The following is a 20,285-nucleotide window of genomic DNA, read 5'->3' as shown; positions in this document are numbered from 1 at the left end:
GGGGCCTTGGGTGGCCGGGGCGGCGGATGCGCCGTACGGGGCGGCGGCCTGGCGGGTCACGGGATCACCTGCCGGAGGCCGTCGGGGAGGCGCTTCGTACCGGTGGGGCGGCCGGGGCGGGGGCCGCGCTCCCGCCCGGCGCGCCCGGGATCACCGGGGCGACCGGCGCCACCGGGACGACCGCCGTCCCCGGCGCCCTGAGCGGCCCGAGGGCCGGCAGCGCGGCGCCCGCCCGCATCACCGACGCGTCGGAGGTGACCACATGGGGCTTGCCGCGGACCGTGCCGTCCGGGAGCAGGAACGCCGGATTGCCGCCCGGCACCATCCCCAGCCTGCGGGCGCGCTTCTCCAAGGCGGCCGGCGCGGAGTACGCGTCCACCTCCTGCTGCAGCGCCTGCTGTTCGTCCGTCAGGTCCTCGGTCTGCTTCTCCAGCTTGCTGAGCTCGAACGACCCCTGGTTGAGCGCGGAGTTGAGCAGCAGCAGCACGATCAGCCCGGAGCCCAGCAGTACGACGACCAGCAGCACGAAGGGGGTGCGGGCGGCCGTGCCGCCGCCGGCGGGGAAGAGCGCGGAGAGGCGTCCCTGCCCGCCGTGCGGCCGCCCCTGGCCGCTCACATCGTGTCCTTGGCGTTCTTGGTCTTCTCGACGGGCTCGCGGATGCGCTCGGCGCCGCGCAGCCGGGCGGGGGCCGCGCGCCGGTTCTCGGCGATCTCCTCCTCCGTGGGGAGTTCCGCGCCCCGGGTCAGCAGCTTCAGGCGGGGCTGGTACTGCTCGGGCACGACCGGCAGTCCGGGCGGCGCGGTGTTGGCCGCGCCCGCCGCAAAGACCTGCTTGACCAGGCGGTCCTCCAGCGAGTGGTACGCGAGCACGGCGATCCGGCCGCCGACCGCCAGCGCGTCCACGGCCGCCGGAATGGCCCGCTCGACGCTCGCCAGCTCCCCGTTGACCTCGATGCGCAGCGCCTGGAAGGTGCGCTTGGCGGGGTTGCCGCCGGTGCGCTTGGCGGCCTGCGGCAACGCGTCCCGGATCAGCTCGACCAGCCGCGCGCTGTTCGTGAACGGCTCCTTGGCGCGCTCGCGGACGATCGCCCCCACGATCCGCTTGGCCTGCTTCTCCTCGCCGTAGGCCCGCAGGATCCGGACCAGTTCCCCGGGCGCGTAGGTGTTGAGGACGTCGGCGGCGCTGATGCCGGTCGTCTGGTCCATCCGCATGTCCAGCGGGGCGTCCTGCGCGTACGCGAAGCCGCGCTCGGCCTCGTCGAGCTGCATGGAGGAGACCCCGAGGTCGAACAGGACGCCCTGGACGCGCGGCAGCCCGAGCCGGTCGAGGACCTCCGGGAGCTCGTCGTAGACGGCGTGCACCAGGGTGGCGCGCTCGCCGTACGGGGCCAGCCGCTCCCCCGCCAGCTTCAGGGCGGCCGGGTCGCGGTCGAGGGCCACGAGCCGGACGCCGGGGAAGGTGGCGAGCAGCGCCTCGCTGTGCCCTCCGAGGCCGAGCGTGCAGTCGACGACGACCGCACCTGGCTCGGTGAGCGCGGGGGCGAGCATGTCCAGACAGCGCTGGAGCATGACGGGTACGTGGCGAGTGTTGCTACTCATGCGCCTTCCGATGGTGGCGGCAGGTGGGCCCCCGGCGGTTGGCTGGGGTGGTGCCGCACGTACCGCTTGGTCCCCGCCCGCTCTGAAGGGGAAGTGGTTCTCCGGCGACGGGGAAGTGCCGTCGGAGGACCGGTGGAGCGGGAGGAGGCCGAGCCGTACGTACGAAGCGCGTACGTCAGGGACTCGGGATCCAAGGAGAGCGTCACGCCTCCCACTTCGCGCCACTTTAGTCCACCGGGTGCCCCGGTCAATCAACCGGTTCCGCGCGTCCCGCGACGGCTTGCGTCCATCCCTCGCGTTGCCCTCTCACCCGGAAGGCGGCGACGGAGAGACTCATGTGGGTTACCTCACAAGAAGCGACATTGACCCCTATGCCCGTCCTCACAAGCGGCCGGAAATCGCCCTGACGATTACGGTGAGGGCATGTCCATACCTGCGTCGCAGCCGATGTCCTCCTCCGCCGACAGCGCCGCCGTCCGTACCGATGGCACCGTCACCGACCGCCTCGTCGAGGCGAACCGTCGCTATGCCGCCGCCTTCACCGACCCCGGAATGGATGCCCGACCGGTCCTCAAGGTCGCCGTGGTGGCCTGCATGGACGCCCGGCTCGACCTGCACGCCGCGCTCGGCCTGGAGCTCGGCGACTGCCACACCATCCGCAACGCCGGCGGTGTGGTCACCGACGACATCATCCGCTCCCTGACGATCAGCCAGCGTGCGCTCGGCACCCGCTCGGTCGTACTCATCCACCACACCGGCTGCGGTCTGCTGAACCTCACCGAGGACTTCCGGCACGAGCTGGCGGCCGAGGTCGGCCAGCGGCCCACCTGGGCGGTCGAGGCCTTCAAGGACCTCGACGAGGACGTCCGGCAGTCCATGCAGCGGGTGCGCACCTCGCCCTTCCTGCCGCACACGGACGACGTCCGCGGCTTCGTCTTCGACGTGACGACGGGCCTGCTGCGGGAGATCGACCCGCAGTCCTGACGCCCCGGCCGGGGCGGTCCGCACCGCCCCGGTCCCGGACCGAAGCGCTGGTAGGGGGACTACAAGGGACCGTCCGGACAAAACGCCCCGAGTTATCCACAGGCCATGACGCGAAGGCTCACGGACGGCAAGAATGCGTACGTGACGTGGCCCCGGCGGGAACCGCCGGGGCGCGCCGCGCGTATGCGGGGAGGAGCCGGTTCCGTACCGAGGACGCCGGCCCGCAATGGGGTATCCCCCGCTCCTTGGGAGCGTGGGGAGGGGGCCGAGGAGGGCCGAGTGACGACGTATGACGAACGAGCGAGCCTCAGCGATCTGACCACTACGGGCGAGCGGGTTCACCGGTCCGTCGAGGGTGTGATCGAGGGCAAGCCGGAGGTCGTACGGCTCTCGCTGACCGTGCTGCTCGCCGAGGGGCATCTGCTCATCGAGGATGTGCCGGGCGTGGGCAAGACCATGCTCGCCAAGGCGCTGGCCCGTTCCATCGACTGCTCGGTGCGGCGCATCCAGTTCACGCCGGATCTGCTGCCCTCCGACATCACCGGCGTCAGCGTCTACGACCAGCAGCGGCAGGAATTCGAGTTCAAGCCCGGCGCGATCTTCGCCCAGATCGTGATCGGCGACGAGATCAACCGCGCCTCGCCCAAGACCCAGTCGGCGCTCCTGGAGTCCATGGAGGAGCGCCAGGTCACGATGGACGGGCAGACCTACGAGCTGCCCAGCCCCTTCATGGTCGTCGCGACGCAGAACCCGGTGGAGATGGAGGGCACCTACCCCCTCCCGGAGGCGCAGCGGGACCGCTTCATGGCGCGGGTGTCCATCGGCTATCCGAGCCCGGCCGCCGAGCTGCAGATGCTCGATGTGCACGGCGGCGCCTCCCCCCTGGACGACCTCCAGCCGGTCGCGCACGCCCATGAGATCGCGAAGCTGATCGAAGCGGTGCGCACCGTCCATGTCGCCGAAGCGGTGCGCAGATACGCGGTGGATCTGGTGTCGGCCACCCGCAGCCACCCCGATCTGCGGCTGGGCGCCTCACCGCGGGCGACGCTGCATCTGCTGCGCGCCGCGAAGGCCGCGGCCGCGCTCGCCGGGCGGGATTACGCGCTGCCGGACGATGTGCAGTCGCTGGCGGTGGCGGTGCTCGCGCACCGGCTGCTGCCCACCGCCCAGGCCCAGTTGAACCGCCGCACCGCCGAGCAGGTCGTCCTGGAGATCCTGCGCCGCACCCCCGTCCCCGACCCGTCCGCGCGGCAATGGCGGCACGGCCACGACCAGCAGCCGCCCGGGGCACGGGGGTTGTGATGCCCGAGGGGGGGAGCAGGGGGGACGAGGGGACGCCGGAGCGGGGCGGGCTGCGGGCCGCCCTCGGCGGGCTGACGACGCGCGGCCGGTCGTTCCTGGCGGCCGGGGTGGCCGCCGCGGTGTGCTCGTACCTCCTGGGGCAGGCGGATCTGCTGCGGGTCGGGCTGCTGCTGGCGGCGCTGCCGCTGGTGTGCGTCCTCGTCCTGCACCGCACCCGCTACCGGGTGGCGGGCAGCCGTACGCTCTCCCCCGCCCGGGTGCCCTCGGGCGCCGAATCCCGGGTCCGGCTGCTGATCGAGAACATCTCCCGGCTGCCGACCGGTGTGCTGATGCTCCAGGACCGGGTGCCCTACGTCCTCGGGCCGCGGCCGCGCTTCGTGCTGGACCGGGTGGAGGCCGGCGGCCGCCGCGAGGTGGCCTACCGCGTCCGCTCCGACCTGCGCGGACGCTACCCGCTGGGGCCGCTTCAGCTGCGGCTGTCGGACCCGTTCGGGATGTGCGAGCTGACCCGCTCCTTCAGCGCCCACGACACCCTGACGGTGGTGCCCCGGGTCGAACCGCTGCCGGCGGTCCAGCTCGCCGGCCTGACGTCCGGACACGGCGACGGACGCCAGCGCGCGCTGGCGCTGGCCGGCGAGGACGACGTCATACCGCGCGGCTACCGGCACGGCGACGACCTGCGCCGGGTCCACTGGCGGTCCACCGCGCGCCACGGCGAACTGATGGTCCGCCGGGAGGAACAGCCGCAGAAGGCACGCTGCTCGGTGCTCCTCGACACCCGCTACACGGCCCACCGCGGCGCCGGTCCCGACTCGGCCTTCGAGTGGGCGGTGTCGGCCGCCGCCTCGGTCGCGCTGCATCTGCTGGAGCGCGGGTTCTCGGTGCGGCTGCTGACCGACACCGGCACCTCGGTGCCCGGCCCGGACGGCGGCGGCAACGAGTCCGCGGACACCGCCGGCCTGCTGCTGGACACCCTCGCCGTCGTCGAGCACTCCGACGAGGAGGGGCTCTCGGCCGCGTACGACGTCCTGCGCGGCGGCAACGAAGGACTGCTGATCGCGTTCTTCGGCGATCTGGACGAGGAGCAGGCGGCGGTAGCCGCGCGGATGCGGCAGCGCAGCGGCGCCGCCGTCGCCTTCGTCCTGGACGGCGACGCCTGGACCCGCGGCCCTGGCGGGATCAGGCTCGACGGCGGCCAGGTGCCGACGGCCGACCGGCTGCGGATGCTGCGCGAGGCGGGCTGGACGGCGCTGCCGGTGGCACCCGGCGCCTCGCTCGCCGACCTCTGGCGGACGGCGGACACGGCCGGGATACGCCTGGAACGGACGGCGGGGACCGGGTCGTCGCCTACGGGGGGCGGCGCATGAGCGGGGGCGCGAGGCACATGCTTTACGGGGGCTGGGCACACGGGGGCTGGGCTTATGGGCGCTCGGCATGTGAGGCCGTGGCGTATGGGGGCCGGGCGTACGGAGGCGTGCCCTTCCGGGGCGTGACGGGTGCGGACTCGGCATACCGGGGCGGCATCGGCCTGCGGGTGGTCGGCGGACGCCTCCTGCCGCCGCCCGCCCCCGCGCCCCTCCCCCACCGTCGGACCGACTCCCGGCGCGGACACCCCGCCGGCGGTCCCGAGCGAAGCGAGGTTTCGGCATGAGTGGGCGGGCGCGGCTGACGCTGTGCGCGACGGTGGCGAGCCTGTGCGCGGCCTGCGCGCTGCTGCCCCTGGTGGATCCGGTCACCTGGGTGTTCGAGGCGGTCATCCTGCTCGGCATCGTGACCGGCGTAGGGGCGCTGACCCGCCGCATCCCGCTGGCCAGACCGCTGACCATCGGCGCACAGGCGCTGACCGGCCTGCTGCTGCTGACCCTGCTCTTCACCCGCGGCCAGGCGATCGGCGGGCTGCTGCCGGGCCCGGACGCCCTGGCCGCCTTCGGCCAGCTGGTGCGGAACGGCATCCAGGACGTCGGGCGATACGCCATACCCGCCCCGCTCACGCCCGGCATCCGGCTGCTGCTCGTCGGCGGCGTCCTGGTCATCGGCCTGGTCGTGGACGCCCTGGCGGTGACGTACCGCAGCGCCGCCCCCGCCGGGCTGCCGCTGCTCGCGCTGTATTCGGTGGCCGCGGGGCTGTCCCAGGGCGGCGCGGGCTGGCTGTGGTTCCTGATAGCGGCGGCCGGCTATCTGCTGCTCCTGCTCGCCGAGGGCCGCGACCGGCTCTCCCAGTGGGGCCGGGTGTTCGGCGCCGCGGGCTCCGGTACGGCACGGCCGGGCGGCGGTCAGGGCTTCGCCGCCGGGCCCGGCATACCGGCGCCCGCCCCGGTCCGTACGGGCCGCAGGATCGGCGCCCTGGTGCTCGGGATCGCGCTGGTGGTGCCCGCGGCACTGCCGTCGCTGGGCGGCGGGCTGCTCGGCCCGCCCAGCGACGGTCAGGGCCCCGGAGGCGGTGGCGGCACCATCTCCGCCGTGAACCCGCTGGTGTCGCTGCAGAACAGCCTCAACCAGCCGGCGGACAAGGAAGTCCTCAACTACCGCACGACCGCCGCCGACACCCGCGACCTGTATCTGCGGATCGTCGCCCTCGACCAGTTCGACGGCACGGCCTGGAAACCGTCCGAGCGCACGGTCACCGACGTCCCCGACCAGCTGCCGCAACCGCCGGGCCTCGGCCCCACGGTGGACCTGGAGCGGATCAACACCTCCATCTCGACCGCCGAGTGGTACGCCCAGAACTGGCTGCCGCTCCCCTATCCGGCGTCCAGGGTGGACATTCCCGGGCGCTGGCGGTTCGAGCCCCAGGGCCGCACCCTCGTCGGCGACCGCGGCCAGAACACCCGCGGCGTCCAGTACCAGGTCGAGAGTCTCCAAGTCCGGCCCACGCCCCGCCAGCTGGCCGACGCCCCGGCACCGCCCGAGCGGCTGCGGCGCGAGTACACCAAGGTGCCGCGCTCCCTGCCGCCCGTGGTGCGGACGACCGCGCGGAAGGTCACCCACGGCGCGCGGAACGCGTACGAGAAGGCCGTCAAGCTGCAGGAGTGGTTCGCGCTCTACGGGGGCTTCACCTACGACACCGATGTCCGGGCCGGCAGCGGCAGCGAGGCGATAGCCCGTTTCCTGGAGCAGAAGCAGGGCTTCTGCGTCCACTTCTCCTTCTCGATGGCGGCGATGGCGCGGACGCTGGGCATACCGGCCCGGGTCGCGGTCGGCTTCACACCGGGCTCCAAGCAGCCGGACGGCACGACATCGGTCGGCCTCAAGGACGCGCACGCCTGGCCCGAGCTGTATTTCCAGGGCATCGGCTGGACCCGTTTCGAGCCGACGCCGAGCCGCGGCAACACCCCCGACTACAGCTACCCCGACACCGCGAACACCGGCGACCCCGGCCGCCCCGCACCGGAACCCAGCCAGCCGGCGGCCCCCTCGGACGAGCCTTCCGCCGACCCGACCTGCGGCCCGGGTGAGCGCTCCGGAACGGGATCGGCGTGTGTCCAGTTGCCCGCCGAATCGGGCGCCCGCCCCTCCGACGGCGGCCCGTCCCCCTGGGCCGTGGCCGGGATCTCTCTCGCCGCGCTGCTCGTCCTGCTGTTGCCCGCGCTGCCGCTGCTGTGGCGTGTCCGTACGCGATCCCGGAGGCTGGCGGACGGCGGGCCGGACGGTGACCGGACGGCGGGCACCCTCGCCGCCTGGCGGGAGCTCCTGGACACCGGCTGGGACTACGGCATCCTGCCGGACGACTCGCTGACCCCGCGCAAGGCGGCCGCCCGGATCGCCCGCATCGGGGAGCTGTCGCCGGAGGACGCGGAGGCCGCCCACCGGGTGGCGGCCGCCGTCGAGCAGGCGCTGTACGCCCCGCAGCCACGCCCAGCCGATGGCCTCGCCGCGGACGTGACACGGGTACGGACCGGACTCCACACCAAGGCGACCCGCGGCCTGCGACTGCGCGCCCTGCTCGCCCCCCGCTCCGCGGTCCGCGTCCTGTGGGCCGTCTCCGCCCGCTGGACGGCCTTCCTCGTCCGCTGCGCCACCAGCCGCCCGGTCACCACGGCCCGGCGCGCGGCGGCCGCCCTCCGGCCAGGACGGCAGCGGGCCTAGCCGCCGCGGCCGCGCCGGCCGGAATCGGGGCGGCCGAGGCGCTTTTCCCGGCCAACATGAGAAACACGAACCGCGGAGAACCAAGGACGGAGATCGGATAACGGAGAATCCAACGCCGCGGGAATCCGAAGACCCGCGGGAATCCGAAACCCGGAATACATGGCAGGCAGGCCCGAAGTTCCGGAGTTTCCGGAGGAGCCGAAGAACCCGGAGAATGCGAAGAAATCGGTATTGATTGTCCTCGGTGAGGACATCAGGGCAGCGATTCGGTCCTGTCCGGCCGCAGTGCGGAAATTCGCGGATCAGGGCCCGAGAGCGATAATTCTCCGACGCCCTGACGAGCCCCGACGAGACGATGGGGCCCTGAAGCCCGGCGAAGCCATTGACCCAGTCGTCAATGGCTTCGTCCGTCAGGGGTTTTATGCGCTGGCGGCGTTACTCGCCAGAGGCTTTGTTTGTCGGCGGCGGCCCTGTGGGATCAGTGGCCTTGTTCGTCGCGGCGACGCTGCCAGCGGTCCTCGATACGGTTCATCATCGAGCGCCGCGGCTTGGCCTGGCGACGCGCGGGCCCACCCGCGGCACCGCCGGCGCCCGCGCCGGCCTGCTCACCCGCTTTGGGGGCCTTACGCCATCCGGTGACTGCCAGCACCGCACAGCCGAGCATGACGAGGAAGCCCACCACGCTGATCCAGATCTGCTGCCAGACCATTCCGGCCATGAGCAGCGCGATACCCACCAGGAAGCCCGCGACCGCTTGGTAGACCCGTCGCCGGGTGTACGTACGCAGCCCGCTTCCCTCAAGCGCTGTCGCGAACTTGGGATCTTCGGCGTACAGCGCTCGCTCCATTTGCTCGAGCATGCGCTGCTCGTGCTCCGAGAGCGGCACGGAGACCTCCTACTCGTCGGTCGCGGGGGGCGACCGGGTGCGACCCTTTCAGGATAGGCAGGGAATCGCCCCCGTGAAACCCGCCCCTCTGCGCCAGTTCACTGTCCGGGCCGCTGCGGCTGCCGGTGGTGATGCTGGCTGCATTCCCCACCCGCCTGTCCGTCATGCCGGAACCTCGTACCCCGATCATACGGGGAGAAGGGGCTGATCGGGTGGCCTGTGGCCGACTGCACGCGGTGGCCGTGCGGCTGGTGGGGGCCGCGGTGCGGTCAGTCGCGCTCGGCGAGGACGTGCAGCTGGGTCGCGACGGAGTGGAAGGCAGGCTGCTCGGCGGCGGCGGCTTCCAGCTTGAGCAGCGCCTCCATGGCACCCGGCTCGGTGTCGACGAGCACGCCGGGCACCAGGTCGGCGAAGACCCGTACGCCGTGCACCGCGCCGACGGTCAGGCCGGTCAGGGAGACCAGCGCGGTGAGCTGTTCGGCGGTGAAGCGGCGCGGCACCGGGTCGCCCTCGCCCCAGCGTCCGGCCGGGTCGGTGAGGGCGTGCTGGGCCTCGGCGAAGTGGCCGGCGAGGGCGCGGGCGAGCACCGCGCCGCCGAGGCCGGCGGCGAGCAGGCTGAGGGTGCCGGCCGGGCGCAGCGCGTCGACGGCGTTGCGGACGCCCTCGGCCGGGTCGTCGACGTACTCCAGCACACCGTGGCACAGGACGGCGTCGTAGCCGCCGCGCTCGACGACGTCGAAGAGGCCGTGGGCGTCGCCCTGGACCGCGCGCACCTGGTCGGCGACGCCGGCCTCCGCGGCCCGGCGTTCCAGGGCGAAGAGGGCGTTGGGGCTGGGGTCGACAACCGTGACCCGGTGGCCGAGGCGGGCCACCGGCACGGCGAAGTTCCCGGTGCCCCCTCCGGTGTCGAGGACGTCCAGGGCCTCCCGGCCGGCGGCCTTGACCCGGCGCTCCAGGGCGTCCTTGAGGACCTCCCAGACCACGGCGGTACGAAGGGATGCGCGCGGGCGCAGCGGGTCAGACACGGCGGGTGGCTCCTCGGCGGGGGCATGAACATCTAGCGCTCACCACCCTATTGCGTTCCGGGCCCCGATCACGTTCCCGGATGCCCGCGGGCTGCGGCGGGGGCCGTACGTCTCCTTCCCCTCCCTCCCCCCGGGGGCCCCGCCCCCCCACCCCACCCCCGCACCCCACCTCCGCCGGGCGCCGCGACGGCCCTGCCCCGCCCCTCCCCAGCCGCCTCCCCGCCCGCCCCCTCTCCTCGCCGCTCCCCTCCCCTCCCCCCAGACCCTCAGGCCCTCAGACCGCTCGCTGTGGTGGCAGGGACGGCTGGAGCAGGAGCATGCGCTCCACGAGGCGCAGGAACATGTCCGCGTCCCGGAGCAGATCGTCGGCGTCACGGTGGCTCGCGGCGCCGGCTATGCCCGCTTCGGCCTTGGCCCGTCGGGGGGCTCCCGCGGCGAACAGGGCACTCCACTCGGCGAGTTCGGGAGCGACCTCCGGGAGAACCTCCCAGGCGCTGCGGATACGCTGCCTTCGGCGCATCGTGCTCTCCGGCCTGCCTCGGACGGCGAGCACGGCGGCCGCGGTGCGCAGCGCGGCGAGATGGGCCGTGGCGAACCGCTCGTTGGGGGTTTCCAGGGTCTGCGCCTCGGCCAGGCCGTGCTGGGCCTTGGCGAGGAGATCGAGGGCGGCGGGTGGCGCTGCCGTCCGCCGCAGGACGGGGTGGACATCGCTCGGGGGACCGTACGCAGCGGAGCTGCCCGATGCGGGACGAGCTGCCATGACGAACCTCCTGTCGTCGCATGCCGGTTCGGGACCGAATGCCGATTCGGGACCGTATGACCCCATCGTGGGGTACGCCACTGACAATCGGCCCTGACCTGCTGTTTCGCCGGGATGGGGAGAGGCTCGGGGTGGTTCCGGGCCGGTCGCGGCAGGGGCCGGCGCGGACGGGCGTCCCGCGGTTCTCCGGCGGATCGCGCGCGGATTTCCCGCGCCCCCTTGCGGAGACCGACATGAGCGCCTAGCTTTTGTACTGACCAGTCAGTACAAGGAGGCATCGTGGACAGCACCCCGCACGGGGCGGCGGTCACGGCCGCGGGTTTCGGGGTCAAGGGCCCCCGCGGATGGGCGTTCCAGGGCATCGACATCGCGGCGGAGCCCGGCTCGCTGATCGCCGTACAGGGCCCTTCGGGTTCCGGCCGTACATGTCTGCTGCTCGCGCTCACCGGGCGGATGAAGACCGCCGCCGGCACCGCCGAGGTCGGCGGGCTGCCGCTGCCCAAGAAGATGGCCGCGGTCCGGGCGGTCAGCGCGCTCGCCCATGTGCCCGGCATCGCCGAGCTCGATCCCGCGCTGACCGTGGGCGAGCATCTGCGGGAACGCGCCCTGCTCCAGGGGCGGTTCGGCGGTTCGCTGCGCGGGCTGCTGCGGCCGCGCCAGGAGCGCAGGGCCGAGGCCCGCGCCCTGGTGGACGCCGCGCTCACGGCGGCCGGCCTGGAGGTGGAGTCGCTGCCCAAGGGGATCCGTACGTCGGTGCGCGATCTGGAGCGGCTGGAGGCGCTGCGGCTGTCCGTGGCGCTGGCGATGATCGGCGGCCCCCGGTTGCTGGCCGTGGACGACACCGATCTGAAGCTGTCCGACGGCGAACGGGCCGCTGCCTGGGCGATGCTGCGCGGCCTGGCGGCGGCCGGCACGACGGTCCTCGCGGTGTGCAGCGAGCCGCCGGAGGGCGGTGAGGAGGGCACCCGCCTGGTACGGGTGCGCACCGGCCCCGCGGAGCGGGACGCCGCCCAGGAGACCACGGCCGCAGCCGGGGAGGCCACGGCTGCCGCCGGGGAGACCGCGGCCGGGGAGACCACCGCCGCCCAGGAGGACGTTCGCGACGACGAGGAGGGGGCGGCCGATGCGCTCGCCGAAGCTGGCCGCGCTTGAGCTGAAGCGGTTCGGCAGGGGGAAGATGCCGCGCGCGGCGCTGGCCGCGCTGCTGCTCCTGCCGCTCCTGTACGGCGCGCTCTACCTGTGGTCCTTCTGGGACCCGTACGGGCGGCTGGACCGGATCCCGGTCGCCCTGGTCAACGAGGACAAGGGCGCCGACGTCGACGGCAAACGCATATCGGCGGGCGACAGCATCGTCGAGGGGCTGCGCGACAGCCATGTCTTCGACTGGCACACCGTGGACGCCGGCGACGCCGGCAAGGGCGTCGAGGACGGCTCGTACTTCCTCTCGCTGTCCATCCCGGAGGACTTCAGCCGGCGGATCGCCTCCAGCGCCGGGGACCACCCGGAGACCAGCGCCCTCAAGGTGCGGACGAACGACGCGAACAACTACATCGTCGGGCAGATCTCCCGGACGGTGTTCTCCGAGGTGCGCTCCGCCGCCTCCAAGAAGGCCGCGCGGACGTTCCTCGACAAGATCTTCGTCTCCTTCTCGACGCTGCACGGCAAGACGGAGGAGGCCGCGGACGGCGCCGACAAACTGAAGGACGGCATCGGGAAGGCCAAGGACGGCACCGGCAGACTGGCCGACGGACTGGGCACCGCGAAGCACGGCAGCGGCCGGCTGGTCGAGGGCCTCGGGGACCTCGACGAGGGCGCCGGGCGGCTCACCCGAGGCAGCGCCGACCTCGCCCGCGGGGCGGACGCCGCGGCCGGCGGCTCGCACCAGGTGGCCGACGGTTCCGGGCGGGTGGCACAGGGCACCCAGCAGCTCGCCGACAAGGTCAACGGGATGGCCGAGAAGGTGGGGCCCTTCATCCACGCGCACGGCAAGGAGATCGGCGAGGCCGCGCGGCTGGTCGCCGACGGCTCGCAGGCGGTCCGTGACCACCTGGACAAGCTGCCTGCCGCGGCCGCCACCGGGGCGGAGCTCTCCCGGGGCATCTCCGACCACCTCGGGAGCTTCTACCGGGCGCGCTGCGAGAGCGGGCTGACCCTCGACACCTCCTGTGCCGAGCTGAAGCGCATCACGGAGCAGGCGGACGCCGCGGCGGACAAGGCCGAGGAGGTCAGCGGGTACGTCCACGACCAGAAGAACCTCGACCAGCTCGGCAAGGACCTGGACACGCTGCACTATCTGGCCGGTGAGCTGGCCGAGCACGGGCCGACCCTGGGCGCCGACATGGACGCCGCGGTCAAGAAGATCAACGACCTGAACGACGGTGCCCACAAAGTGTCGGCGGGCGCGCGCAAGTTGGCCGCCGGTACGGATCAACTCGCCGACGGCGCGGGCAGGCTGGCGGACGGCGCGGACCAGCTGCACAGCGGGACCGGTCGCGCCTCCACCGGTATGGGCGACCTCGACTCGGGCGTGGGCAGGCTCAAGGACGGCGCGCAGACGCTGAACGGCGGCATGTTCAAGCTCTCGGACGGCTCCGCGAAGCTGGCCGGCGGGCTGCACGACGGGGCGAAGCGGATTCCCGACTACGGCAAGCAGGACCGCGACGCGCGCACCCTGGTCATGTCCGACCCGGTGCAGCTCGCTTCGGACTCGGCCCACAAGGCGCCCAACTACGGCACCGGGTTCGCCCCGTACTTCATTCCGCTGTCCCTGTGGGTCGGCGCCATGGTGGCGTACATGCTGATCAAGCCCCTCAACCGGAGGGCGCTGACGATGGGCGCGTCGTCCTGGCGGGTGGCGCTGTCCGGGTGGCTGCCGGTGGTCGCGATCGGGGTGCTGCAGACCGTGGCCCTGATGTCCGTTCTGCACTTCGGGCTGGGGCTCCGGATGGCCGGCGAGGCCGGCACGATCGGCTTCCTTGTGCTGGTCACGGCCTGTTTCTCGGCGATCGTGCAGTGGCTGAACGCGCAGTTCGGACCGGCCGGCCGGATCCTGGTCCTGGCGCTGCTGATGCTCCAGCTGACGTCGGCGGGCGGTACGTACCCGGTGCAGACCAGTCCCGGCTTCTTCGGCGCCATCCACCCCTTCCTGCCCATGAGTTACATCGTGGAGGGGCTGCGCCGGCTCATCACGGGCGGTGGCCTCGAACCCGTATGGCAGGGCAGTGCGGTGCTGCTCGCGTTCACCGTGGGGGCGCTCGCGCTGACCTCTCTGTCGGCCCGTGGCCGCCAGGTGGTGCGGATGAAGGACCTCCATCCGGAGCTGAGCCTGTGAGCGAGCAGACCGCCGGGACCGGCACAATCGCCCCCATGGACAGCTCCAATACACGCCGCGACGCCACCCGGCGCAAACTTTTCGAGGCCGCGGTCACGCTCATCGCCGAACAGGGCTTCTCCTCCACGACGGTGGACGAGATCGCCGAGCGGGCGGGCGTCGCGAAGGGCACCGTCTACTACAACTTCGCGAGCAAGAACGTTCTCTTCGAGGAGCTGCTGCGGCACGGCATCGAGCTGCTGGCGACCTCGCTGCAGGCGGCCGCGGACGAGGTGGCCGACCGGGGCGGCAGCCGGATCGACGCCCTGGACGCGATGATCCGGGCCGGTCTGGACTTCATCTCCCGCTACCCGGCGCTCACCCAGCTCTATGTGGCCGAGCTGTGGCGCACCAACCGCGCCTGGCAGTCGACCCTGATGGTGGTCCGCCAGCGGGCCATCACCGTGGTGGAGGACGTGCTGCGGGAGGCGGTGGCCAATGAGGAGCTGAGCGAGGAGATCGATATTCCGCTGACCGCGTCGGCGCTGTTCGGGATGGTGCTGGTGGCCGCCCTGGACTGGCAGTCGTACCAGCCGGACCGGTCGATCGACGATGTGCACGCGGCGCTGTCGCGGCTCCTCCAGGGGCGGGTGACCGGCCGCCAGTGCTAGCCGCGGGGGGCGTGCATGCGCGCCGTATGGTCGGTACGGCGCGCACACAGCACGGCCCGTGGCCCCGACACAAAAGAGTGCGCTGCCCTGGCGCAGATCGTTCCCCCTCCGATCCGACCAGGACAGCGCTTCCCCCGTGCTCCCCCGTGTCCCCCCGTGGAGCCCCCGTACTTCCCCCGTCACGGTCGGGAGCCGCGCCGTTCCGCCGCCCCGTGTCGGCGGTGCGGCGCCGCGTCCCTTCCGTGGTCCCCACTCTTCCGTCCGGAGGGGTTCCGGCCCATCCGCGTACCTACTCATCTGGGCGTCTGAGTACGGATACTCAAACCTGAGCACCGAGGCCCAGCGCTCGCCTACGCTCTCCCCCGTGTCTGTTCTCCCGTTGGTTTTCACCAGTGGCTGGGCGAGTGGGATCAACGCCTATGCCGTCGTCCTGCTCTTCGGCCTGCTCGGCGCGACCGGCGTCACCGACGAGGTGCCGGCCGCGCTGCAGCGCCCCGATGTGCTGATCGTCGCGGGGGTGCTGTTCCTCGTGGAGGCCGTCGCCGACAAGGTCCCGTACGTGGACTCGGTGTGGGACGCCGTGCACACGGTGGTGCGGCCCGTCGCGGGCGCCGTGGTGGCGGCGCTGCTGGCCGGGCACGACGGTTCGCTGCCCCAGCTGGCGGCGGGCGCCGTGGGCGGCTCCACGGCGCTGCTGAGCCATCTGGTGAAGGCGGGTACGCGGATCGCGGTCAACACCTCGCCGGAGCCCGCGAGCAACATCGTGCTGAGCATCGTCGAGGATCTGGGGGTCGCCGGGCTGATCGCGTTCGCCGTGTTCCACCCGGTGGCGGCGGCGGTCATCGCGGGCACGCTGCTGCTCGCGGGCATCACGCTGGTGATCTTCCTGTGGTCGCGGATCCGCCGGTTCCTGCGGCGCAGGCGGTTGCGGCGCGCGGAGAAGCGGGCGGCCGCGGTGGCGGGTGCGGCGGCGCGCCAGTAGCCGGGACGGCTCGGCGGGGGCGGCGGCCCGGCTGCCGAACCACCGCCGTGCGGGCGTTGTCGGTGGGCCCGGTTAAAGTCGCTGGCATGGCAGGGATTGCGGTGATCGGCGCCGGGATGGGCGCGATGGCGGCCGCTGCCCGGCTGGCCGTCGCCGGCCACCGGGTGGCGGTGTTCGAGCGTGGCGCGACGTATGGCGGCGCGCTGCGGCGGTTCGAGCGGGACGGCTTCGCGTTCGATACGGGGCCCGGTCTGCTGCATCTGCCGGCGGTCTACCGGGATCTGTTCGTCAAGACCGGCCGTGAGCCGCTGGAGAGCTGCGTCGAGCTGTCGCAGGTCGACCCGGCGAGCCGCCATGTCTTCGCCGACGGCACCGCGGTCTCGCTGCCGAACGCCTCGCGGGCCGGGGTCGTCGAGGCGCTGGACGGCGCGCTGGGCGCGGGCGCCGGCGAGCGCTGGAGCGCCTTCGTCAACCGGGCCCGCGACGCCTGGGACGCCACCCGCCGGCCGCTTCTGGAGGAGCCGCTGCGGCCCGACTGGCAGGTGCTGGGGCGCGATCCGTATCCGGCGGTGCGCAGGCGCGGGCTGTTCGGCCGCGGCAAGGGCCCGACGACGGCCACCCTCGCCGAGGTCGCCCGCCGCGAACTGGCCGACCCCCGGCTGGTCGCGCTGCTGGAGAGCCATGCGCTGGCGTACGGCTTCGACCCGCGCAGCGCCCCGGCGAGCGCCGCGGTGCTGCCGTATATGGAGCAGACCTTCGGGAGTTGGTACGCGCGCGGCGGCATGCGGGCGCTGGCGGATGCGCTGTACGAGCGCTGTCTGGCCCGCAGGGTGGAGTTCACCTTCGGTGCGGAGGTGACCGGGATAGTCGAGAAGGACGGCCGGGCGGCGGGCGTCGAGCTGGCCGACGGGCAGGTGGCCGGCGCGGAGTTCGTGGTCGCGGGCGGCGATCCGGTCCGGCTGGCGGCGATGGTGCCGGGCGGGCCGTTGTGGGGCGCGGAGGACGTCGGTCCTGAGGTCCGTCCGGAGAGGGCTCCTGGGCGGTTCACGGTGGCGCTGGCGCTGCGTGGCGCGCGGCCGGGGGACGCCGCGCACCGGACGGTGGTGCACGGCGAGGACCGCGCGGCCGAGCTGGCGGCCGTGTTCGGGGAGGGTGCGGGCCCGCGGGCGGTGTGCCACGGGCCTACGGTGACGGTGCTGCGGCCGGACGACCCCGCGTCCCGGCCCGACGACGACCACGAGGCCGTGACGCTGAGCGCGACGGTGGCCGCGGGCGGCCCATGGGACCGCGAGGCCGCGGAGGCGGCTGCCGACCGGCTGGTCGAGCGCGCCGAGGCCGCGGTGCCGGGGCTGCGGGAGCGGCTGCTGTGGCGGGAGGTGCTGCCGCCCGCCGACGACGAGCCGGTGGCCGGACCGGCGCTGGCGGGGCGGGAAGGCCGCTTTCTGCGGCCCGCCAACCGCACCCGGATACCGGGGCTCTACGCGGTCGGCGGCCGGTCGCATCCGGGCGGCGGGCCGGCCCATGCCGGGATGTCCGGCGCGATCGTCGCGGGTCTCATCGTGAACGGCGAGGACTGGCGCGGGTCGGCATGAGGCCCAGCGGGGCGGCCGCGGCGTCCGGTGCGGCACCGCGCGGCGTTGCCGGAGCGTGCCGACAGCCCCGCTGACCGCCGCCGCTCCGGCGGCTCAGTAGCGGTACTGCTGCTCGTCGTAGCCCTGCTGGTAGGGCGGGTAGGGCGGCTGCTCGGGCGGGAGTTCGCCGCCGCGCTGCTGCGGGACCCACACCCCGCCGGGCGGTGTCTCGCCGTATCCCTGGCCCGGGTTCTGCCCCAGCGGCTGGCCCTGGCCGTCGGACTGCAGGGGGTCGTACGGCTGCTGCGGGGCGTAGGCCGGCTGCCCATAGGGGTCCAGCTGCTCGTACGGGTCGTACTGCGCCGCGTACTGCTGGGTGCCGAGGTACGGGTCGGAGTAGGGCGCCTGCTGGCCCTGGCCCTGGCCGTCGCCGTACGCCGCGTAGGGGTCGGCGTAGGCGTCCTGGCCGGTGCCGTTCTGGCCGTAACCGGCGCCGTACGCATAGCCGTTGCCGTCGCTGTTTCCGTTGCCGGCGGCGGTGCCGTACGTGTCGTGGGCGGAGTAGTCGGGCTGCTGGGTGCGGGCGTCGGGGCTGTAGACGCCGTACTGCCCGGTCTCGTCGGGCAGCGGCTGCGGGGCGTAGACGGCGGTGGCCTCCGCGCGGGCGTAGCCGTCCTGGGCGCCGTAGGGCTGCTGCTGGGCGTAGCCGTCGTCGAGGCCCGGGTAGGTCTGCTGCTGGGTCTGGTACGGGTCCTGGCCGGCGTAGCCGTCGGTCGCGGTGTAGGCCGCGCCCTGCCCGGCATAGCCGTCCTGGACGCCCTGGTAGGCGTCCTGCCCGTCGTACGCCCCCTGGTCGCCGCCCTGGCCGGTGCCGCCGTCCAGCGGCACGGCTTCCAGGTCGGAGACCTGAAGGGTCGGCTGGGCGGGCGCGCCGCTGGAGCGGCCCCGGCGGCGCCGGCTCTCCCCCGGCTTCCCGCCCAGCGCCCAGCCGGTCGAGAAGCCGCGCTTGAAGGAGAGCGTCACATTGGTCTGCCCGATCGCGAAGGCGATGGCACCGACCCCGATCACGATCACCGAGGGGATGATGACGCCGACCACCACACCGATGAAGCCGGAGAAGGCGAGCAGCCGCCAGCGCAGCCGGGCCTTGTACTGGAGCAGGACCTCACCGAGGAGCCACAGAGCAACGAGGCCGAACGCGATGTAGAGGACCGTCCAGCCCATGTACGCCCCTCTTCCGCCGGTTTCCGGCCACCGTGATCAGGACTGCTGGTGCAGACCCAGATTCTCGTAGATTTCCAGCGTTGCCGTGGAGTGGTTCAGGGTAATGAAGTGCAGCCCGGGAACGCCCTCGGCCATCAAGCGCGCACACAGTTCCGTCGCGTACTCGATCCCAATGGAGCGTACAGCCGCCGGGTCGTCCTTGACGGCGAGGATGCGGTCGGCGAGCTCGGGTGGGAAGGCGGCGTTGCTGAGCTGCGCGAAACGCTCGATCTGGCGCACGTTCGTGACCGGCATGATCTCCGGGATGATCGGCGTCGCGCAGCCGGCGTCGCTGACCCGGTCGCGGAGCCGGAGATAGTCCTCGGCGTAGAAGAACATCTGGGTGATCGCGAAGTCCGCGCCCGCCCGGCACTTGTCGACGAAGTGGGCCACGTCCGTGTCCCAGTCCGTCGAGCGGGGGTGCATCTCGGGGAAGGCGGCGACGCCGACGCAGAAGTCGCCGGACTCCTTGATCAGCCGGACCAGGTCGGCGGCGTACGAGACGCCTTCGGGGTGCCGCACCCATTCGCCCATCGGGTCGCCGGGCGGGTCGCCGCGCAGTGCGAGCATGTTGCGGATGCCGGCGTCGGCGTACTGCCCGATGACGTTGCGCAGGTCGGCCAGGGAGTGGTTGACGGCGGTGAGGTGGGCGACCGGCGTCAGGGTGGTGTCGGTGGCGATGCGTTCGGTGGCGCGCACCGTGCCCTCACGGGAGGTGCCGCCGGCTCCATACGTCACGGAGACAAAGGTCGGGGAGACGGCCTCGATCCGGCGAATGGCGTTCCACAGGGTCCGCTCGCCCTTCTCGGTCTTCGGGGCGGCGAACTCGAACGAATATGACTGCTTGCCGGAAGCCAGCAGCTCACGCACGGTACGGGCGCGATCAGTCCTGGTGGAAGCTGTACCTAGGGCCATACCGGCAGGTTAGCCACCGGGCAGGCACACACCAACCGCCAGCGGCGTTATGCCTGATTAGCCGGTTTCATGTCCACTGGTTGGACATTTCCCGGCCATCGGCCGTACAGAAAGCGCCGCCGGACCGGCAGCCGACGCACCCCGGGTTCCATTTCCGGTCTCCGACGTCAGGCGCCCAGGGCCCGTACGCGCTTCGCCAGGTCCGCGGCCGCGGCCCCCGGGTCGTCCGCCTCGGTGATCGCGCGGACCACCACGACGCGGCGGGCGCCCGCCTCCAGCACCTCGTCCAGATTGCCGGCGTCGATCCCGCCGATGGCGAACCAGGGGCGCTCGGGGGCACGCGAGGCGGTGTAACGGACCAGGTCGAGGCCGGGGGCGTGGCGGCCCGGCTTGGTGGGCGTGGGCCAGCACGGGCCGGTGCAGAAGTAGTCCACCCCCGCCTCGGCGACCGCGGCGTCCACCTCGGCCTCGGCGTGGGTGGAGCGGCCCACGAGGACGTCCGTGCCGAGGATGGCGCGGGCGGCCGGGACCGGCAGATCGCCCTGCCCCAGATGCAGCACATCGGCGGCTATGGCGTGCGCGACGTCCGCACGGTCGTTGACCGCCAGCAGCTTGCCGTGCCGCCGGCAGGCGTCTGCGAAGACCTCCAGATGCCTGAGCTCCTCGCCGGCCTCCATGCCCTTGTCGCGCAGCTGGACGATGTCCACACCCGAGGACAGCACCGCGTCCAGGAACTGCGGGAGGTCGCCCTGGCGCGTGCGGGCGTCCGTGCACAGATACAGCCGGGCGTCGGACAGGGCCTGTCGTGCGGTGCTCATCGGGTGGTTTCCCCCCAGGTCAGGGGCGTACGGGCCGGGCTTTCCGGTCCGTACGCCCCTCGGGTGCGGTTACGGATGATGGTGCGGTTGCTGAGGAACGCCCGGCTGGGCGC

General features: G+C 73.0%; 17 protein-coding genes. 9 read left to right on the top strand and 8 right to left on the bottom strand.

Annotation, left to right across the window (positions count from 1 at the left end; translation table 11 throughout):
- Positions 1-64: 64 nt before the first annotated feature.
- Both ftsL and rsmH read right to left on the bottom strand, forming a co-directional pair.
- The gene (gene ftsL / locus FCH28_RS20910) at positions 65-616 is read right to left on the bottom strand and encodes a cell division protein FtsL (RefSeq protein ID WP_136741604.1); all 552 of its coding nucleotides are present in this window, start codon (positions 614-616) and stop codon (positions 65-67) included.
- Positions 613-1,599: a 16S rRNA (cytosine(1402)-N(4))-methyltransferase RsmH gene (gene rsmH, locus FCH28_RS20905; RefSeq protein ID WP_136741603.1), complete on the bottom strand. Its 987-nt coding sequence runs from the start codon at positions 1,597-1,599 to the stop codon at positions 613-615. Before rsmH ends, ftsL begins: the two co-directional genes overlap by 4 nt.
- Positions 1,600-2,022: 423 nt before the next feature.
- Between rsmH and FCH28_RS20900 the strand changes: the two genes are divergently transcribed.
- The 4 genes from FCH28_RS20900 to FCH28_RS20885 all read left to right on the top strand — a co-directional run bounded on the left by FCH28_RS20900 (position 2,023) and on the right by FCH28_RS20885 (position 7,971).
- On the top strand, positions 2,023-2,583 hold the full coding sequence (locus tag FCH28_RS20900) for a beta-class carbonic anhydrase (protein WP_136741602.1): 561 nt from the start codon (positions 2,023-2,025) through the stop codon (positions 2,581-2,583).
- 279 nt (positions 2,584-2,862) lie between these two features.
- The gene (locus tag FCH28_RS20895) at positions 2,863-3,885 is read left to right on the top strand and encodes an AAA family ATPase (RefSeq protein WP_136741601.1); all 1,023 of its coding nucleotides are present in this window, start codon (positions 2,863-2,865) and stop codon (positions 3,883-3,885) included.
- Positions 3,885-5,252 (top strand): DUF58 domain-containing protein, encoded by a 1,368-nt coding sequence (locus FCH28_RS20890; RefSeq protein ID WP_136741600.1) that lies wholly within the window; start codon positions 3,885-3,887, stop codon positions 5,250-5,252. Before FCH28_RS20895 ends, FCH28_RS20890 begins: the two co-directional genes overlap by 1 nt.
- A 280-nt stretch (positions 5,253-5,532) precedes the next feature.
- Positions 5,533-7,971: a transglutaminase TgpA family protein gene (locus FCH28_RS20885; protein WP_136741599.1), complete on the top strand. Its 2,439-nt coding sequence runs from the start codon at positions 5,533-5,535 to the stop codon at positions 7,969-7,971.
- 478 nt (positions 7,972-8,449) lie between these two features.
- Here the strand turns inward: FCH28_RS20885 and FCH28_RS20880 are convergent, their stop codons facing one another.
- From FCH28_RS20880 to FCH28_RS20870, 3 genes are all read right to left on the bottom strand, one after another.
- On the bottom strand, positions 8,450-8,857 hold the full coding sequence (locus FCH28_RS20880; RefSeq protein WP_136741598.1) for a DUF3040 domain-containing protein: 408 nt from the start codon (positions 8,855-8,857) through the stop codon (positions 8,450-8,452).
- Between the two features lie 269 nt (positions 8,858-9,126).
- The gene (locus tag FCH28_RS20875; protein WP_136741597.1) at positions 9,127-9,882 is read right to left on the bottom strand and encodes a methyltransferase; all 756 of its coding nucleotides are present in this window, start codon (positions 9,880-9,882) and stop codon (positions 9,127-9,129) included.
- A gap of 274 nt (positions 9,883-10,156) precedes the next feature.
- On the bottom strand, positions 10,157-10,642 hold the full coding sequence (locus FCH28_RS20870) for an SAV_6107 family HEPN domain-containing protein (protein ID WP_136741596.1): 486 nt from the start codon (positions 10,640-10,642) through the stop codon (positions 10,157-10,159).
- A gap of 279 nt (positions 10,643-10,921) precedes the next feature.
- Between FCH28_RS20870 and FCH28_RS20865 the strand changes: the two genes are divergently transcribed.
- From FCH28_RS20865 to FCH28_RS20845, 5 genes are all read left to right on the top strand, one after another.
- Positions 10,922-11,794: an ATP-binding cassette domain-containing protein gene (locus tag FCH28_RS20865; RefSeq protein ID WP_136741595.1), complete on the top strand. Its 873-nt coding sequence runs from the start codon at positions 10,922-10,924 to the stop codon at positions 11,792-11,794.
- A complete protein-coding gene (locus FCH28_RS20860) occupies positions 11,766-13,973 on the top strand; it encodes a YhgE/Pip domain-containing protein (protein WP_136741594.1) in 2,208 nt (735 codons plus the stop codon). Before FCH28_RS20865 ends, FCH28_RS20860 begins: the two co-directional genes overlap by 29 nt.
- Before the next feature lie 35 nt (positions 13,974-14,008).
- Positions 14,009-14,623 (top strand): TetR/AcrR family transcriptional regulator, encoded by a 615-nt coding sequence (locus FCH28_RS20855; RefSeq protein ID WP_136741593.1) that lies wholly within the window; start codon positions 14,009-14,011, stop codon positions 14,621-14,623.
- A 364-nt stretch (positions 14,624-14,987) separates the two neighbouring features.
- Positions 14,988-15,605, top strand: coding sequence for a DUF4126 domain-containing protein (locus tag FCH28_RS20850; RefSeq protein ID WP_136741592.1), 618 nt, complete (start codon positions 14,988-14,990; stop codon positions 15,603-15,605).
- Between the two features lie 86 nt (positions 15,606-15,691).
- Positions 15,692-17,197 carry a phytoene desaturase family protein gene (locus FCH28_RS20845; protein WP_136741591.1) on the top strand — a complete coding sequence of 502 codons (1,506 nt, stop codon included), beginning with the start codon at positions 15,692-15,694 and terminating at the stop codon, positions 17,195-17,197.
- A 93-nt stretch (positions 17,198-17,290) separates the two neighbouring features.
- Here the strand turns inward: FCH28_RS20845 and FCH28_RS20840 are convergent, their stop codons facing one another.
- The 3 genes from FCH28_RS20840 to thiE form a co-directional block, all read right to left on the bottom strand.
- Positions 17,291-18,400 (bottom strand): hypothetical protein, encoded by a 1,110-nt coding sequence (locus FCH28_RS20840; RefSeq protein WP_136741590.1) that lies wholly within the window; start codon positions 18,398-18,400, stop codon positions 17,291-17,293.
- 36 nt (positions 18,401-18,436) lie between these two features.
- Complete coding sequence (metF, locus tag FCH28_RS20835) at positions 18,437-19,354, bottom strand: methylenetetrahydrofolate reductase [NAD(P)H] (RefSeq protein WP_136741589.1); 918 nt, start codon at positions 19,352-19,354, stop codon at positions 18,437-18,439.
- A 167-nt stretch (positions 19,355-19,521) separates the two neighbouring features.
- Positions 19,522-20,172: a thiamine phosphate synthase gene (thiE, locus tag FCH28_RS20830; RefSeq protein WP_136741588.1), complete on the bottom strand. Its 651-nt coding sequence runs from the start codon at positions 20,170-20,172 to the stop codon at positions 19,522-19,524.
- Between the last annotated feature and the right edge of the window lie 113 nt (positions 20,173-20,285).

This window comes from Streptomyces piniterrae (assembly GCF_005048155.1).
Taxonomy (GTDB): domain Bacteria; phylum Actinomycetota; class Actinomycetes; order Streptomycetales; family Streptomycetaceae; genus Streptomyces; species Streptomyces piniterrae.
The sequence above is the reverse complement of the archived record's forward strand: the minus strand, read 5'-3'. Positions and strand labels throughout refer to the sequence as shown.

Bases quoted from the DNA above. Each gene is read 5' to 3' on its own strand.
- FCH28_RS20890 (WP_136741600.1), top strand. From the start codon at position 3,885: ATGCCCGAGGGGGGGAGCAGGGGGGACGAGGGGACGCCGGAGCGGGGC.
- FCH28_RS20870 (WP_136741596.1), bottom strand. From the start codon at position 10,642: ATGGCAGCTCGTCCCGCATCGGGCAGCTCCGCTGCGTACGGTCCCCCG.
- FCH28_RS20885 (WP_136741599.1), top strand. From the start codon at position 5,533: ATGAGTGGGCGGGCGCGGCTGACGCTGTGCGCGACGGTGGCGAGCCTG.
- metF (WP_136741589.1), bottom strand. From the start codon at position 19,354: ATGGCCCTAGGTACAGCTTCCACCAGGACTGATCGCGCCCGTACCGTG.
- FCH28_RS20900 (WP_136741602.1), top strand. From the start codon at position 2,023: ATGTCCATACCTGCGTCGCAGCCGATGTCCTCCTCCGCCGACAGCGCC.
- FCH28_RS20855 (WP_136741593.1), top strand. From the start codon at position 14,009: ATGGACAGCTCCAATACACGCCGCGACGCCACCCGGCGCAAACTTTTC.
- FCH28_RS20845 (WP_136741591.1), top strand. From the start codon at position 15,692: ATGGCAGGGATTGCGGTGATCGGCGCCGGGATGGGCGCGATGGCGGCC.
- rsmH (WP_136741603.1), bottom strand. From the start codon at position 1,599: ATGAGTAGCAACACTCGCCACGTACCCGTCATGCTCCAGCGCTGTCTG.
- thiE (WP_136741588.1), bottom strand. From the start codon at position 20,172: ATGAGCACCGCACGACAGGCCCTGTCCGACGCCCGGCTGTATCTGTGC.
- FCH28_RS20840 (WP_136741590.1), bottom strand. From the start codon at position 18,400: ATGGGCTGGACGGTCCTCTACATCGCGTTCGGCCTCGTTGCTCTGTGG.
- FCH28_RS20860 (WP_136741594.1), top strand. From the start codon at position 11,766: ATGCGCTCGCCGAAGCTGGCCGCGCTTGAGCTGAAGCGGTTCGGCAGG.